General features: G+C 71.6%; 12 protein-coding genes and 1 pseudogene. 9 read left to right on the forward strand and 4 right to left on the reverse strand.

What is annotated here, in order from left to right:
- From ACFE8Y_RS16815 to ACFE8Y_RS16830, 4 genes and pseudogenes are all read left to right on the forward strand, one after another.
- On the forward strand, window positions 1–194 hold a 194-nt coding region (locus tag ACFE8Y_RS16815), incomplete at its 5' end, for a hypothetical protein (RefSeq protein ID WP_375465528.1).
- Between the two features lie 127 nt (window positions 195–321).
- Window positions 322–696: a DUF485 domain-containing protein gene (locus ACFE8Y_RS16820; protein WP_375465529.1), complete on the forward strand. Its 375-nt coding sequence runs from the start codon at window positions 322–324 to the stop codon at window positions 694–696.
- The gene (locus tag ACFE8Y_RS16825) at window positions 693–2,372 is read left to right on the forward strand and encodes a cation acetate symporter (protein ID WP_375465530.1); all 1,680 of its coding nucleotides are present in this window, start codon (window positions 693–695) and stop codon (window positions 2,370–2,372) included. Before ACFE8Y_RS16820 ends, ACFE8Y_RS16825 begins: the two co-directional genes overlap by 4 nt.
- A gap of 224 nt (window positions 2,373–2,596) precedes the next feature.
- Window positions 2,597–2,764 (forward strand): annotated as a pseudogene (locus ACFE8Y_RS16830) (MFS transporter); the annotation flags it as partial.
- A gap of 101 nt (window positions 2,765–2,865) precedes the next feature.
- Here ACFE8Y_RS16830 and purH read toward each other — a convergent pair.
- The 3 genes from purH to ACFE8Y_RS16845 all read right to left on the reverse strand — a co-directional run bounded on the left by purH (window position 2,866) and on the right by ACFE8Y_RS16845 (window position 7,465).
- Complete coding sequence (gene purH / locus ACFE8Y_RS16835; RefSeq protein ID WP_375465531.1) at window positions 2,866–4,473, reverse strand: bifunctional phosphoribosylaminoimidazolecarboxamide formyltransferase/IMP cyclohydrolase; 1,608 nt, start codon at window positions 4,471–4,473, stop codon at window positions 2,866–2,868.
- A 72-nt stretch (window positions 4,474–4,545) separates the two neighbouring features.
- Complete coding sequence (locus tag ACFE8Y_RS16840; protein ID WP_375465532.1) at window positions 4,546–6,336, reverse strand: heparinase II/III family protein; 1,791 nt, start codon at window positions 6,334–6,336, stop codon at window positions 4,546–4,548.
- A 169-nt stretch (window positions 6,337–6,505) separates the two neighbouring features.
- Window positions 6,506–7,465 carry a metal ABC transporter substrate-binding protein gene (locus tag ACFE8Y_RS16845; RefSeq protein ID WP_375465533.1) on the reverse strand — a complete coding sequence of 320 codons (960 nt, stop codon included), beginning with the start codon at window positions 7,463–7,465 and terminating at the stop codon, window positions 6,506–6,508.
- Between the two features lie 190 nt (window positions 7,466–7,655).
- On the opposite strand from ACFE8Y_RS16845, the gene ACFE8Y_RS16850 reads away from it, so the two are divergent.
- The 3 genes from ACFE8Y_RS16850 (at window position 7,656) to ACFE8Y_RS16860 (ending at window position 11,175) form a co-directional block, all read left to right on the forward strand.
- Complete coding sequence (locus ACFE8Y_RS16850) at window positions 7,656–8,156, forward strand: Spy/CpxP family protein refolding chaperone (protein WP_375465534.1); 501 nt, start codon at window positions 7,656–7,658, stop codon at window positions 8,154–8,156.
- A 134-nt stretch (window positions 8,157–8,290) separates the two neighbouring features.
- Window positions 8,291–10,075: an ABC transporter ATP-binding protein gene (locus ACFE8Y_RS16855; RefSeq protein ID WP_375465535.1), complete on the forward strand. Its 1,785-nt coding sequence runs from the start codon at window positions 8,291–8,293 to the stop codon at window positions 10,073–10,075.
- A 59-nt stretch (window positions 10,076–10,134) separates the two neighbouring features.
- Window positions 10,135–11,175, forward strand: a complete 1,041-nt coding sequence (locus ACFE8Y_RS16860) for an aldose epimerase family protein (RefSeq protein WP_375465539.1) — start codon at window positions 10,135–10,137, stop codon at window positions 11,173–11,175.
- On the opposite strand, the gene speB is transcribed toward ACFE8Y_RS16860, so the two are convergent.
- Window positions 11,154–12,212 carry an agmatinase gene (speB, locus tag ACFE8Y_RS16865; RefSeq protein WP_375465536.1) on the reverse strand — a complete coding sequence of 353 codons (1,059 nt, stop codon included), beginning with the start codon at window positions 12,210–12,212 and terminating at the stop codon, window positions 11,154–11,156. The genes ACFE8Y_RS16860 and speB overlap by 22 nt on opposite strands.
- 306 nt (window positions 12,213–12,518) lie before the next feature.
- On the opposite strand from speB, the gene rpsT reads away from it, so the two are divergent.
- Together rpsT and dnaA are read left to right on the forward strand one after the other, a co-directional pair.
- On the forward strand, window positions 12,519–12,791 hold the full coding sequence (gene rpsT / locus ACFE8Y_RS16870) for a 30S ribosomal protein S20 (RefSeq protein WP_375465537.1): 273 nt from the start codon (window positions 12,519–12,521) through the stop codon (window positions 12,789–12,791).
- A gap of 686 nt (window positions 12,792–13,477) precedes the next feature.
- Window positions 13,478–14,962, forward strand: coding sequence for a chromosomal replication initiator protein DnaA (gene dnaA / locus ACFE8Y_RS16875; protein WP_375465538.1), 1,485 nt, complete (start codon window positions 13,478–13,480; stop codon window positions 14,960–14,962).
- Window positions 14,963–15,027 lie beyond the last annotated feature (65 nt).

The raw sequence follows: 15,027 nt of genomic DNA on the forward strand, positions 1-15,027 counted from the left end.
TCGGCCCGATCGCCTCGCCCGACCTGATCCAGTTCGCGCCGGGCCTGCCCAAGACGCGCTCGGGCAAGATCATGCGCCGCATCCTGCGCAAGATCGCCGAGGACGACTTCGCCTCGCTCGGTGACACCTCGACGCTGGCCGAACCCGCGGTCGTCGACGACCTGATCGAGAACCGGCAAAATCGCGCCGGCTGACGCCAGCCGGCTTGACCGAAGCGGCGTGGGTGCCCGTGCGGCGCCCATTCCCAGCACCAAGAAACGACGCACGCATCGACCGGAAGGCGCCCCCGATCCCGGGAACCCTTCAGCGGAGGACAACGCCATGACAGTCACCACACTCGGAAGCCTCGAAGGCCGCACCGCGCCAGCGGCGGCGCGATCCAGCAGCCTGAATCCCGACGCGTCGACCGACCGGATCGCGCGCAGCCCCATCTTCCGGCAACTCGTTCACGAGCGCACGCGCTTCGGCTGGATCCTCACCGGCCTGATGCTGGCGGTCTACTTCGGCTTCATCGGCCTGATCGCCTTCGACAAGGCGCTGCTCGCGATGAAGGTCGGCGGCACCGCCTCGCTCGGCCTGCTCATGGGCGTCTTCGTGATCCTCTTCGCCTTCCTCCTCACCGGCCTCTACGTGATGCGCGCCAACACGCGCTACGACGCGCTGGCCGCCGAGCTCAAGCGGAGCCTCGGACAATGATCCGCGCGATCCCCTCCCTCGCGCTGATGCTGCTCGCCGGCCCGGCGCTCGCCGCCGGCCCCGACCTCGGTGCCGTGCAGCAGCAGGCGACGAACTGGCCGGCCATCGGCATGTTCGTGTTCTTCGTGCTGTTCACGCTGGGCATCACCTACAAGGCCGCCAAGGGCACGAAGTCGGCCGCCGACTTCTACGCGGCGGGCGGCGGCATCTCGGCCGGCACCAATTCGCTGGCGATCGCCGGCGACTACATGTCGGCCGCCTCGTTCCTCGGCATCTCGGGCCTCGTCTACACCTCGGGCTTCGACGGGCTGATCTACTCCACCGGCTTCCTCGTCGGCTGGCCGATCGTGCTGTTCCTGATCGCCGAGCGCCTGCGCAACCTCGGCAAGTTCACCTTCGCGGACGTGGCGAGCTTCCGCCTCGACCAGACCGCGATCCGCATCATCTCGGCGACCGGCACGCTGGTCGTGGTGGCCTTCTACCTGATCGCGCAGATGGTCGGTGCGGGCAAGCTGATCCAGCTCCTGTTCGGCCTGCCCTACCTCTACGCCGTGGTCATCGTCGGCGTGCTGATGATCGTCTACGTCGCCTTCGGCGGCATGAAGGCTACCACCTGGGTGCAGGTGATCAAGGCCTGCCTGCTGCTCGGCGGCGCGACCTTCATGGCCGGCGCGGTGCTGTACAAGTACGGCTTCAACCCCGAGGCGCTGTTCGCCTCCGCGGTCGCCACCCACCCCAAGGGCGACGCCATCATGGCGCCGGGCGGCCTCGTCTCGAACCCGGTCGAGGCGATCTCGCTCGGCGTCGGCCTGATGTTCGGCACGGCCGGCCTGCCGCACATCCTGATGCGCTTCTTCACGGTCTCGGACGCGCAGGCCGCGCGCAAGTCGGTGTTCTACGCCACCGGCCTGATCGGCTACTTCTACATCCTCACCTTCATCATCGGCTTCGGCGGCATCGCCCTGCTGATGTCGGACCCGACCTACTTCAAGCTCGGGCCGGCCGGCGCCTTCGACAAGCTGAAGGACATGCTCGGCGGCACCAACATGGTGGCGGTGAACCTCGCCAACGCGGTGGGCGGCCCGTACTTCCTCGGCTTCATCTCGGCGGTGGCGTTCGCGACCATCCTCGCGGTGGTGGCCGGGCTGACGCTGGCCGGCGCGTCGGCCGTCAGCCACGACCTCTACGCCCAGGTGATCGCCCGCGGGCGCACCACCGAGCGGCACGAGATCAACCTGTCGAAGATCGCAGCGGTGGTGATCGGCATCGTGGCGATCTATCTCGGCTACGTGTTCGAGAACCAGAACGTCGCCTTCATGGTGGGGCTGGCCTTCGCGGTGGCGGCGAGCTGCAACTTCCCCGTGCTCGCCATGTCGATCCTGTGGCGGGGGACCACCACCTGGGGAGCGCTGCTCGGCGGCCTCGTCGGCTTGGTCTCGGCGGTGACGATGGTGGTGCTGTCGAAGGCCGTCTGGGTGACGACGCTCGGCCACGCGGCGGCGATCTTCCCCTACGACAACCCGGCCCTGTTCTCGATGCCGCTGGCCTTCGCGACGATCTACGTGGTGTCGCTGATCGACAAGTCGCGGCGTGCCGACCGCGAGCGGGCGGCGTTCGACGCCCAGTTCGTGCGCTCGGAGACCGGCATCGGCGCCGACCTCGCCCACGCGCACTGAGGCAGAACCGCCGATCGGACAGCTCGGACGAGGGCGCGGCACCCGCCGCGCCCTTTTTCTTAGAGCATTTTCCAGCGAGGTGGATGCCGGCTCGCGTGAAGACAATGCGATCACATAAGGAGTTAGAGCATCTTCCGTGATCCGAAGATCATGGAAAATGCTCTAGCCTCCATCATTCCGTCGGCACCGGAAGAAGGCAGTCTGACTCCCAGGCCCGGGGCATCATCAGTCCGCTGTTCGTCCTCGTTCTGTTCGCAACGATAGTCTACCCCCTGATCGCGACGATGCTGGTCGAGCTCTTCCCGGTCCGCATCCGCTACACCTCGATGTCCGTGCCCTACCACATCGGCAACGGCTGGTTCGGCGGCCTGCCGTCCGTCACCGCCTTCGCGACGGATAGCCCGCATTGAAGGGACCGAAGCTGAAAAAACTCGGGAGGAACTCCGGTATATTGGAAATTGAGAGGAAGAACGATGAATAAGCCTGCGGAGACCTATCCGTGCCGGAAGTGGCGGACTCCTGTGAACACCATCGCCAAGCCGGCCGCGTCGGCAGCTTGGATCACCTCGGCGTCGCGCATCGAGCCGCCGGGCTGGATCACCGCCGTGGCGCCGGCGTCTGCCGCCGCCATCAGCCCGTCGGCGAAGGGGAAGAAGGCGTCGGAGGCCACCACCGCGCCGACGGCGAGGCTTCTCGGCAACCCGAGACGCGCGGCGCCCTCGGCGGCCTTCCAGGCGGCAATGCGCGAGGCATCCACCCGCGACATCTGTCCCGCGCCGATGCCGACCGTGGCGCCCGCCTTCGCGTAGACGATCGCGTTCGACTTGACGTGCTTGGCCACGCGATAGGCGAAGCGCAGGTCGGCGCGTTCGGCCTCGGTCGGCGCGCGCCGGGTGACGACGTCGAGCCGCATGTCGTCGACGACGGCGTTGTCCGCGCCCTGGACGAGAAGGCCGCCCGTCACGGTGCGCACAATGGTGCCGGGCGCGCGCGGATCGGGCAGGCCGCCGGCCAGCAGCAGGCGCAGGTTCTTCTTGCCCGCGACGATGGCGATCGCCTCCTCCGAGGCGTCGGGCGCGATGATGACTTCCGTGAAGATCGCCACGATTCCCCGCGCGGCGTCGGCGTCGAGCGGGCGGTTCAGGGCGACGATGCCGCCGAAGGCCGAGGTCGGATCGCAGGCGAGCGCCCGCTCGTAGGCCTCGCGCAGGCTCGCGCCCTCCGCCACGCCGCAGGGGTTGGCGTGCTTGACGATCACGACAGCGGGCGTCCGGGCGGGGTCGAACTCGGCCACGCAGCCGAACGCCGCGTCGGTGTCGCTGAGATTGTTGTAGGACAGCGCCTTGCCCTGGATCTGCCGGGCGCTCGCCACCCCCGGCCGCGGCCGGCCCGGCGCCCGGTAGAAGGCCGCCCGTTGATGCGGGTTCTCGCCGTAGCGCAGCGTCTGCGCCAGGGCGCCGCCGAAGGCGCGGAACGGCGGCGTCTCGTCGTCCCGATCGTCGACCGCGTCGCCGAGCCAGTCGGCGATGGCCGCGTCGTAGGCCGCGGTGCGGGCAAACGCCTTCCGCGCCAGCCGGCGCCGGGTCGCGGCGCCGAGCGTGCCACCGCCGGCCTCCAGGTCCGACAGGACCCGCGCGTAGTCCGAGACGTCCGTGACGACGGCCACGTCCGCGTGGTTCTTGGCGGCCGCCCGGATCATCGCCGGGCCGCCGACATCGATCGTCTCGACGCACGCCTGATAGGCGTCCCCCCGCGCCAGCGCCGCCTCGAACGGGTAGAGGTCGACCACCAGGAGGTCGATCGCGCCGATGCCGTGGGCGGCGAGCGCCGCCTGGTGCTCCGGGTTGTCGCGCACGGCGAGCAGGCCCCCGTGCACGGCGGGGTGCAGGGTCTTCACCCGCCCGTCCATCATCTCGGGAAAGCCGGTGAGGTCGGCGACCTCGGTGACGGAGAGCCCCGCCTCAGTGAGTACCCGGTGCGTTCCCCCGGTCGAGACGAGGTCGATGCCGCGATCCGCCAGGGCGCGCGCGAAGGCCACCAGCCCGGTCTTGTCGGAGACGGAGAGGAGCGCGCGGGAGACCCGCACCTGATCATGCGACATCGTGGAACTGGGTTCCTTCACAGGACCGGCGCGCGGTAGCACGAATGCCGCGTGCCGGGCCAGCACGGGCGCTCAGGCGGACGCGGTCCCCCCCGGCGGCGCCTCGGCCCGGGCACGCCCCGGCGCGGAGGCGAGGCGCTCGAACGACCAGCGGACCTGCGCGTCGTCGTCGACGGAGAGATGCAGCACGATCTGGTCGGTGCGCCGCGCGCCGGTGAGTCCGGCAAAGTACACGCTCTCCTCGATCCGCATCTGCGCGCCGTCGGCCCGGAACCGCCAGACCTCGCCGAGCGGCGAGGAGAGTTCGAGCCCGTCGGCCGCCATCCGCAGCGCGATCGCCGGGTGCAGGTGGAAGCGGATCGCCACGTCCTGCGTCCGCCGGCCGGCCCTGGCCGCGCCCTTGCTCGGACCTTTGGCCGTCGACGGGCGCAGGAAGGCGTCCTGTCCGTCGAGCCGCCCGTCCTTGCCGGAGAGCTGCCAGCGCCGCTCGTGCACGATGCCGAGGTCGCGGGCGTAGCCGTCGTGGCGGGCGGCGAGGACGATGCTTGCGCCCTCCTCCCGTCGCTCGGCCTGTACCGCGGCAGGGCCGCGCAGGACCACCGGGCCGAGGCGCCCGGTCAGCCAGCGCGCGGCGACGCGCTCGCCCCACCAGCCGCCGGTCCCGAGGAAGCGGCAGGAGGACGCGTCGGCGACGCAGGCGGTGGAGTGGGCCGCGGTGGTGCGGGCGAGCCGCCGCAGCTCCGGCCCGCTCGCCGGCAGGCCGCAATTGACGACGATTCGCTGGGGGCCGCTCGACATCTCGAAGGCGAGGCATCCGGCGCCGGCATTCAGCGAGTAGGGCAGCGGCGGCGGCGCCCCGACATCGGCCACCACGACGATGCGCCCGCCCTCCAGCCGCTCGTAGCCGGAATGCGGCGCGTGCATCATCGGCTGGGCGAGGGCCCCGTCGTAGACCAGCAGCGTCGCGAGGTGGTCGGCGGCGGTGGCGCCCATGCCGTTGAAGTGGCTGAGCGAGGCGTCGGCGTGGCGCAGGAGCCGCAGCAGCGGCAGCATCCGGTCGATGGCGCGCAGCAGGGCCTCGGGCGGCTCGACGCTGCGGCTGAGATAGCTCTGGCGCAAGGGGAGCAGGTCGAGGAGCAACTCCATCGCGAAGCGCGGGTCGCGCGAGCGATGGCCGCCGTCGGGCATGATCTGCCGGTCGAGCTCCCGCGACAGGATGCGGGTGGCGCGGCGCAGGATCGGCTGGATGCCCTCGCAGCACAGGCCCGCGTAGCACAGGGCCACGGTCGCGTTGAGCCGCCACTGCGGCGGCACCCCGCGGCGCAGGTCCCGCTCGAGCTGCTGCGCCGCGCGGGCCAGCGTGCGCAGGAACGCTTGGTAGAAGGCGTGGTCGGCGCCCTCCAGGACCAGGGGCGACTGGCACAGGAACGCGATCAGCCGGCGGGCGGCGACCGGCGTCTGCCGGGCGAGCGCCGGCTCGCCGCGCCCGGCCATGAAGTCGGCCACGAACGCGCGGGCGTTGGAGCGGGCGAGCGCGGTGTCGGCGGCGCGCAGGTGCCGGAGCCAACCGAACCCGTAGAGCACGTCGGCCCATTCCGGCGAGGGCGGCGTGTAGTCGAAGGGCGAACCGCCGCTGACCGCGAGCGAGCGGCCGGCGAACACGAACAGCCCGGCGTAGATGTCGTCGGCAAACGTCGCGTCCGCGGTGCGCAGGTCGTGCGGGGCGATCACGAGGCCCGTCACCCGCACCCGGGTCAGGATGTCCGGCGGCGCGGTCAGGCGGGCCGAGGCGGCGCGCACCGTCCGCGCGACCTCGCGCCCGACGAGCCGGTAGAAGCGCCAGCGATCAGCCCCCCAACGCACGCAGGTCCCCTGAAGGCCGGCGCGCGAACGCCCGGCCAGTCTCTCTCGATCAAGCTAGAGCGGGCCTCTTAACCATGGGTTAAGAATAAGCCCAGGGGGCACCCTCGCGCCGCAACCCGCGCCTGCGCCATCCGAGCCGTCGCCGACATAGATCGCCCCGCCCTGAGCCTCAGCGCGGCGCGAGTGCCGCCCCGAAGGCGCGCAGGTTGTTGCGCATCATGTCGAGGTAGGTCGAGGCCGGCCCGTCCGGACCCGACAGCGCGTCGGAATAGACCTTGCCGCCGATCCGCGCGCCGCTCTCGCGGGCGATCTGCTGCATCAGCCGCGGGTCGGCGATGGTCTCGATGAACACTGCCGGGACCTTGTCACGCCGGATCTGCCGGATGATCCGGGCGACGTCCTGCGGACTCGCCTCGCTCTCCGTCGAGACCCCTTGGGGGGCGAGGAAGGCGAGCCCGTAGGCCGCGCTGAAGTAGCCGAAGGCGTCGTGGGTCGTGATGACCCGCCGGTGCTCCGGCGGGATCGTTGCGAGGGTCGCACGGACCTCCGTGGCGAAGGTATCCAAGGTGGCGAGGTACCCCTCCGCGTTGCGGCCGTAGGCCGCCGCGTTGGTCGGGTCGGCCTTCGACAGCCCGTCGCGGATGTTGGCGACGTAGACCTCGGCGTTGGCGAGGCTCTGCCACGCGTGCGGATCGACGGTCGATCCCTCGGCCGCGTGGTTGCCCACGCCGCCGCGGCTATCCTCGCCGGCGTGGGCGTGATGGGCGGGAATGGTGGTCACGCCCCGAGAGGCGATCACCACGGGCGCCTTCGCGCCCGAGGCTAGGATCAGCCGGTCCATCCAGCCCTCGAAGCCCAGGCCGTTGACGAAGACGATGTCGGCGGCCGCCAGCGTCCGCGAGTCGCCGGGTGCCGGGCTGTAGCCGTGAGCGTCGGCATCGGGCCCGACGAGGTCCGTGACCGTGACGGTGGCGCCTCCGACTTGACGCACGAGGTCGCCGAGGATCGAGAAGGTCGCTACCGCCCGGATCGGCTCGCCCGCCGCGGCCGGCATCGCTGCGGGAAGGAGGCACAGGAGCAGTGCGAGGCTCCGGGCGAGGCGCGCGCCCGTCGCGGTCCATGATCTCATCGTCGAGGCTCCGTCTGATACGGCCACGCTGATAATGCAACACTGTTACATTGCCAACCGGCGACGGTCGCGCAGTGCGAAACATGAACAAGCTGTCATCCACGGGACAGCGCGGTGCCATGCGAACTCTGCGATGCTCGATGTTGCGCGCGGTTCGATCGGATCGCGCGGAGAGTGGACGGAGGCTTACATGCTCGGACGCGTGATCAAGGCTGCCCTCATCGCCGGCGTCGCCGGCCTCGCCCTCGCGGGCGCCGTCGCGGCGCGGAACGGCGAGGCCGGCCCGTTCCACCGCGAGGGCGGACGCTGGAGCCGCCTGTCGCCCCAGGACCGCGAGGCCTTCGCCGAGGCCCGCATCGCGGCGCTCCACGCCGGCCTTCGCCTCAGTGCCGACCAGGAGAAGCTGTGGCCGCCGGTCGAGGCCGCGACGCGGGAGCTCGCGGGCCAGCGCCGCGCGCAGTGGACCACGATGCGCGATGCCAAGCGCATGGATGAGGACGCACCCGCCGCGTTGCGCGCGATGGCGGACGCCGCGACCGCCCGCGGTGCGGCGCTCGGCAAGCTCGCCGACGCCTCCGGCCCCCTCTACGCCACCCTCGACCCGGATCAGAAGCGGCGCGCGATGATCCTCGCCCGGCCGATGCGCACGGGGGGCTTCCGTCACCAGGGCGGCCCCCGCGACGAGCATTGACGGCTTGATCGGCCGCTTCGACGAAGCGCACGCGCCGCGCTTGATCCGCGGCGGCGGGGGCGGCACACCCCCGTCACCGCCGCCCGACGGGCGGCGGTGGGCCGGCCCTTCGCCCGGACGACGCGGAACCCGCGATGGCGCGCCTCAAGGGCGACATGATCCCCCTACTCCGCCGGCTCTGGCGCGAGTGGCTGTCGCCGCACCAGGGCACGCTGGCCGTGGTGCTGATGCTGATCGCGGTGGTCGGCGCCGCGACCGGGTTCTACCCGGCCCTCATCAAGGGCGCCTTCGACGCCTTCGACCGCAAGGATGCGGCAGCGCTGGCCTACGGCCCGCTGATCGTGATCGTCGTCACCTCCGTGCGGGGCTTCGCCCTGTTCGGGCAGACGGTGCTGACCAACCGCGTCGTCACCCGCGTCGAGGCCGACATGCAGGCGGCGCTCTACGGCCACCTGATCGATGCCGACTTGGCGCAGCTCGGCCGCGAGAGCGCGGCCGCGTTCACCCAGCGCTTCACCACCGACTTCGCCTTTATCAAGGAGGCGCTGACCCGCATCTCCACGGTGCTGCTGCGCGACGTGGCGATGCTCGTCGGCCTCGTGGCGGCGCTGATCTGGATGGACCCGGTGCTGACGCTGGTGGCCGCGGTCACCGTGCCGTTCGTGGCCGGGCCGATCGGGCGGATCGGGCGGAAGCTGCGCCGCGTCTCGACGACGACGCAGGAGCAGATGGGCGCGACTGCCAGCCTGATCTCCGAGAGCCTTCAGGGCGTGCGCATCGCCAAGACCTACGCGATGGAGGGCTACCTCAAGGGCCGCGCGGCCGATGCGCTCGACGCCGTCCGCCGCCTCAAGATGCGGGCCGCCAACGCCCGCGGACGCCTCGACCCGCTCCTCGAGGTCGGCGGCGGGCTCGCGGTTGCCGCCGTGCTGATGCTGGTCGGCCGCCGGGTGATGGCGGGCGAGCGCACGGTGGGTGATTTTACGGGGTACGTCGCCGCGCTGCTACTCGCCGCGCAGCCGGCGCGCGCGTTGGGCACGCTCAACGCGATTCTTCAGGAAGCGGCGGCGGCGCTCACCCGCTACTTCGCGATCATGGACGAGGCGCCGACGATCCGCGAGGCGCCGGGCGCCGCGGCGCTCGTGCGCGGCCCCGGCGCGATCCGCTACGAGGCCCTGCGCTTCCGCTACCGCGACGACGCCCCGGCGCTGGAGGGCATCGACCTCACCGTGCCGGCAGGCTCCACCACGGCGCTCGTCGGGCGCTCGGGATCGGGAAAATCCTCGCTCCTGAACCTCGTCCCGCGCCTCTACGACGCGACGGCCGGCCGCGTGACCATCGACGGCCAGGACGTGCGGGGCGTCACGCTGTCCTCGCTGCGGGCGGCGGTCGCCGTCGTCTCGCAGGAGGTGGTGTTGTTCGACGACACGGTCGCGGCCAACATCGGCTTCGGTCGGCCCGGCGCCACGCAGGGTCAGATCGAGGCGGCGGCGGAGGCGGCTGCCGCCCACGGCTTCGTCTCGCGCCTGCCCGAGGGCTACGACTTCCGGGTGGGACCCGGCGGCGGCCGCCTGTCGGGGGGGGAGCGCCAGCGCATCTCGCTCGCCCGCGCCTTCCTCAAGGACGCGCCGATCCTGCTCCTCGACGAGGCCACCTCGGCGCTGGATTCCGAATCCGAGCGCCTCGTGCAGGGCGCGCTCACCCGGCTGATGCGGGGCCGCACGACGCTGGTCATCGCTCACCGGCTCTCGACGGTGCGCGAGGCCGACCTGATCGTGGTGATGGAGGCCGGCCGCGTCGTCGAGACCGGCCGGCATGACGCGCTGATCGCGCGGGGCGGCGCCTACGCCCGCCTGCACCGGATGCAGCTCTCGGACGATCCGGGCGAGCCGGAGACGGAGATGGCGGCGGCACCCTGATCGCGGAAGGCCGTCGTGCGTCTGCGCGTTGGACCGAATGCAAGGACGGTGGGATGACGATGGCGGCCGAGACGTTCGGGCGGACGGCCGAGGACCGCGCGGTGACGCGCTTCACGCTCGCGCGGGGGCCACTGCGGGTGCAGGTGCTCGATTACGGCGGGATCGTCTCGGCGATCGAGACGCCGGACCGGGACGGGCGCCGCGCCAACGTGGTCCTCGGCCTCGATGCGGTTGCCGACTACGAGACGCGGAGCCCGCACTTCGGCGGGCTCGTGGGCCGCTACGCCAACCGCATCGCGCAGGGACGCTTCGCGCTGGACGGCCGCACCTACGCCCTGCCGATCAACGCGCCGCCCAACGCCATGCACGGCGGTCCGCGGGGCTTCGACAGGCGGCTCTGGCGGGTCGCCTCCGCCGACGGCGCGCACCTGACGCTCGCCCGCCTCTCGCCGGACGGCGAGGAAGGCTTTCCGGGCAACCTCGACGTCGAGGTGACCTACGCCCTGCCCGAGGACGGCGTGCTGCGGATCGACTACCGCGCCCGGACCGACCGGCCGACGGTGCTGAACCTCACCAATCACAGCTACTTCAACCTCGCCGGCGAGGGCTCCGGCGACGTGATGGGCCACGTGGTCGACGTGTCGGCCGACGCCTGCCTCGTCACCGACGCGATGCAGGTCCCCACGGGCGAGCGCCGGGCGGTCGCCGGCACACCGTTCGATTTCCGCGAGCCTACCGCGATCGGCGCCCGCATCCGCGCGGGCGATCCGCAACTCGTCCTCGCCAAGGGCTACGACCACTGCTTCGTCCTGCGGGGCCCGAGCGGGACGCTGCGCAGGGCTGCGACCTGCCTCGAACCGGCGAGCGGGCGGCGCCTCGACATCGCCACGACGCTCCCGGGGCTGCAGCTCTACTCCGGCAACACCCTCGACGGGACGCTGGTCGGCCCGAGCGGCCGGACCTACCGGTCGGGCGATGGCCTGTGCTTCGAGACGCAGGCGTTCCCCGATGCCCCGAACCATCCCGACTTTCCCTCCACCGTTCTGCGGCCTAGCGAGACGTTCGCGTCCGCGACGACCTACCGCTTCTCCACCGTGTGATCGATCGACGATGCGGCGGCCCGGCGCGTCGCCGCGGCGTCGGCCAGCAGGCAGAGGATCTCGAAGGCGATCTGGCCGCCGGTGAGCGCCGTCAGGCCGGACGGGTCCAGCGGCGGCGCCACCTCAACGAGGTCGGCGCCGACGAGGTCGAGGCCGCGCAAGGATCGCAGCAGCGTCAGCGCCTCGCGGGTGGTGAGGCCGCCGATCTCCGGCGTTCCGGTGCCGGGCGCGTAGGCCGGATCGAGGGCGTCGATGTCGAAGCTGAGGTAGGTCGGCCCGCCTCCGACGATGGCGCGGGCCTCGGCCGCCACCTCGGGCATGCCGCGGCCCGCCGCCTCCTCCATCGTGACGATGCGGATGCCCTGGGCGCAGGCCCAGTCGCGCTCGTCGGCGCAATCCATGCTGCCGCGGATACCGATCTGCACGCAGCGCCCGGGATCGAGCACGCCGTCCTCCACCGCCCGGCGGAAGGGGGTGCCGTGGGTGAGCCGGCTGCCGCCGTACTGGGCGTCGTCGGTGTCGCTGTGGGCGTCGATGTGGACGAGCCCGAGCGGCCGGTCGCGGCCGAGGGCGCGCAGCACCGGGTAGGTCACGAGGTGGTCGCCACCGACCGCGAGCGGCACGATGCCCACGGCCGTCAGAGCGCGGAAGAACGCCTCGATCCGCCGGCAGGTCTCGCCCGCGTCGACCGGGTTCACGGCCACGTCGCCGAGGTCGGCGCAGGCCGCGAGCGCGTAGGGCGCGATGCCGGTGGCGTGGTTGACGCTCCGCGTCCCGGTCGAGGCCTCGCGCAGCCCGCGGGGGCCGAGGCGGGCGCCGGGCCGGTTGGTCGTCGCCCCGTCGAAGGGGATGCCGACGATGCCGATCTCGACGCCGTCCGCACCCGCCGGATCGCGGACGGGCAGCCGCATGAAGCTCGCCACGCCCGAGAAGCGCGGCGTGTCCATCCCCGAGGCCGGACGGAACCGCGCGATGCGCGCCGCATCCGCCTCGCTCACCCTGTGCGCCACCCTCGTGCCCCTCTCGCTTGCCCGCATCCGACAGGTAGGCGCCGGGCGCGACGGGGCGAGGCAGCCGGACGGGGGCGGCGATGCCGATGGTCGACACGGCCGGGCGGAGCCCGGCGGAAGCGGCGCTGTGGGAGCGCATCGCACGGGCTACGGCGGCGATCCGGGCCGGCCGAACGCGTCGTCGTTGACGAGGCGGGACGCTCTGGCTATAGACCGCGCTTCGCCGGGCGCACGCGCTTGCCCGACTTCGCGTTTTCCTGACACCCGCACGCGTCGGCCGCCGCCCGGATACCGGGCTCGAGGCCGGTATCGCCCGACGAGACGAGGATGCCCATGGCCAACACCGTGTCGGCCAAGAAGATGACCCGCAAGATCGCCAAGCGCACGGCGATGAACCGCTCGCGCCGCTCGCGCATGCGCACCTTCGTCCGCAAGGTCGAGGAGGCGATCGCGTCCGGCGACCAGACCAACGCCCTCAGCGCGCTCCGCGCCGCCGAGCCGGAGATCATGCGCGCCGCCCAACGCGGGATCGTTCACAAGAACAACGCCTCGCGCAAGGTCTCGCGCCTCGCCGCCCGCGTGAAGGCCCTCGCGCTCGCCGCGTAAGCCACCGCCCCCATCGTCCAGACGGATCGAGCCCGGCCTTCGCGCCGGGCTTTTTCGTGCGAGCTGTGGTGCCGGTGCGTCGGCGACCCTGCCGGACTGCCCGATCGACGCAAGCTTCGATGGGTCGGACGGGACGACACGGTTTTCCGAGGTGTTCTTGCCCACGCACGACGTGCAAGGCCATCGACCGGAAACGGGCATCCCCTGCGCCGCCGCGCACCGGAGGCGATGCACTGCGATCGGCGTCTCGGCGACCGGTCCGGTGTCACGCCGTCAGACCATCGGTCGCTTGAGCGCGTCCCGAGATGAAGCGTTAACGCTGTTGCGAAGTCCATCGCGTTGCAGAGTCTTCGCGGCGGGCATCGCTTAACAAAGCTGTACCGGCCGCGAGCAAAGGCACAGCATCGCGCGCGGCGAAGCGAATCATGCATCGAATCAATGCCGTATCCTCGCAGCCTTCGACTCGGACGGAGGCTAGGAAGTGGCGGTCAAGCCTTTCCCCGCAAGTCCCACTGTTAAAACTACCGTAGGCAATTGTTGATAGGCTCTTCAAATCGACGAACGGCGTCATCGTACGGGTTGACTCGCGTCGATGTCTGCACTCCGGCGCGTGTTCGCGGGGTGTTCCAGTGTGCGTACGCTCCGTCGGCGGGTCTCCCGCCTCCGGTGCGAGGAGAGCTTCAGTGATGCGTGTCGACGAGAGCGTTGCGGGCGGGGCTGAGAATGGCCGGGGCACCGGCGGCACGGACATGGTCGCGGCCTGGGGGCGGGTGAAGCGCCGGCTGCGGGCCGAACTCGGCGAGGACGTGTTCGCCAGTTGGTTTGCGCGTCTCGAACTGGATTGCGTCGTCTCGGGCACCGCCCGCCTCACCGTGCCGACCCGCTTCCTCAAGAGCTGGATCGAGTCGCACTACCTCGACCGGGTGCTGAACACCTTCAGGGCCGAGGTCGAGGAGATCGGCCGCATCGAGGTCGGCGTGCGCGGCACCGCTGCCCCCGTCCGCCCCGTGGCGCCCGGCGCGCCCAAGCCCGGACCGACCAGCGGTCCGTTGGCCCGCCTTCACGCCGCCGGCACCCCGGCCCCGATCGCCGCGCCGGCTCCCGACATGCGCAGCGAGATCGCCGGCGACCTCACCGGCGCGCCGCTCGATGCCCGCCTCACCTTCGCGAGCTTCGTGCTCGGCCGCTCCAACGCCCTGGCGCACGCCGCCGCCGACCGCGTCGCCCGCCACGACGGCGAGGGCGCGCTCTACAACCCGCTCTACTTCCACGCCGGCGTGGGCCTGGGCAAGACGCACCTGCTGCACGGCATCGGCCACGCCGCCCGCGAGGCCGGGCGCCGGGTGATCTACCTCACCGCCGACCGCTTCATGTACGGCTTCGTCAACGCCCTGAAGACCCAGAACGCGCTCGCCTTCAAGGAGCGCCTGCGCGGGATCGACCTGCTGATCCTCGACGACGTCCAGTTCATCCAGGGCAAGTCGATCCAGGCGGAGTTCGGCCACACCATCAACGCTCTGATCGATGCCGGCCGGCAGGTCGTGGCCGCCTCCGACCGGCCGCCGACGGAACTCGAGGCGCTCGACGAGCGCGTCCGCTCGCGGCTGGCCGGCGGCCTCGTGGTCGAGATCGGCGCCCTCGACGAGCAGCTTCGCGCCTCGATCCTGTCGGCGCGGCTGGCCGCGGTGCGGGTGGCGCACCCGACCTTCGAGGTGTCGCCCGCGGTGGCGGCCTACGTGGCGCGCGCCATCACCGCCAACGGCCGCGACCTCGAGGGCGCGGTCAACCGGCTGCTCGCGCACGCGACGTTGACCGGCACGGCGGTGACGATGGAGACCGCCGAGACCGCGATCCGCGACCTCGTGAAGAACCGCGAGCCCAAGCGCATCAAGATCGAGGACATTCAGAAGCTGGTGGCCTCCCGCTACAACGTCTCGCGCTCGGACATCCTCAGCGAGCGCCGCACCGCCGCCGTGGTCAAGCCCCGCCAGATCGCGATGTACCTGTCGAAGGTCCTGACCCTGCGCTCGCTCCCCGAGATCGGCCGCCGCTTCGGAGGCCGCGACCACACCACCGTGCTGCACGCCGTGCGCAAGATCGAGAAGCTGATCGGCGAGGACGCGGTTCTGGGGGACGAGGTCGAGCTGCTGAAGCGGATGTTGCAGGACTGATCTGAAGTTGCGCGCGCTTCCCTCTCCCCTTTAGCGGGAGAGGGTGGCCCGCGAGCTACGTCGGG

The sequence above is a fragment of the uncultured Methylobacterium sp. genome, from assembly GCF_964242245.1.
Classification (GTDB): Bacteria; Pseudomonadota; Alphaproteobacteria; order Rhizobiales; family Beijerinckiaceae; genus Methylobacterium.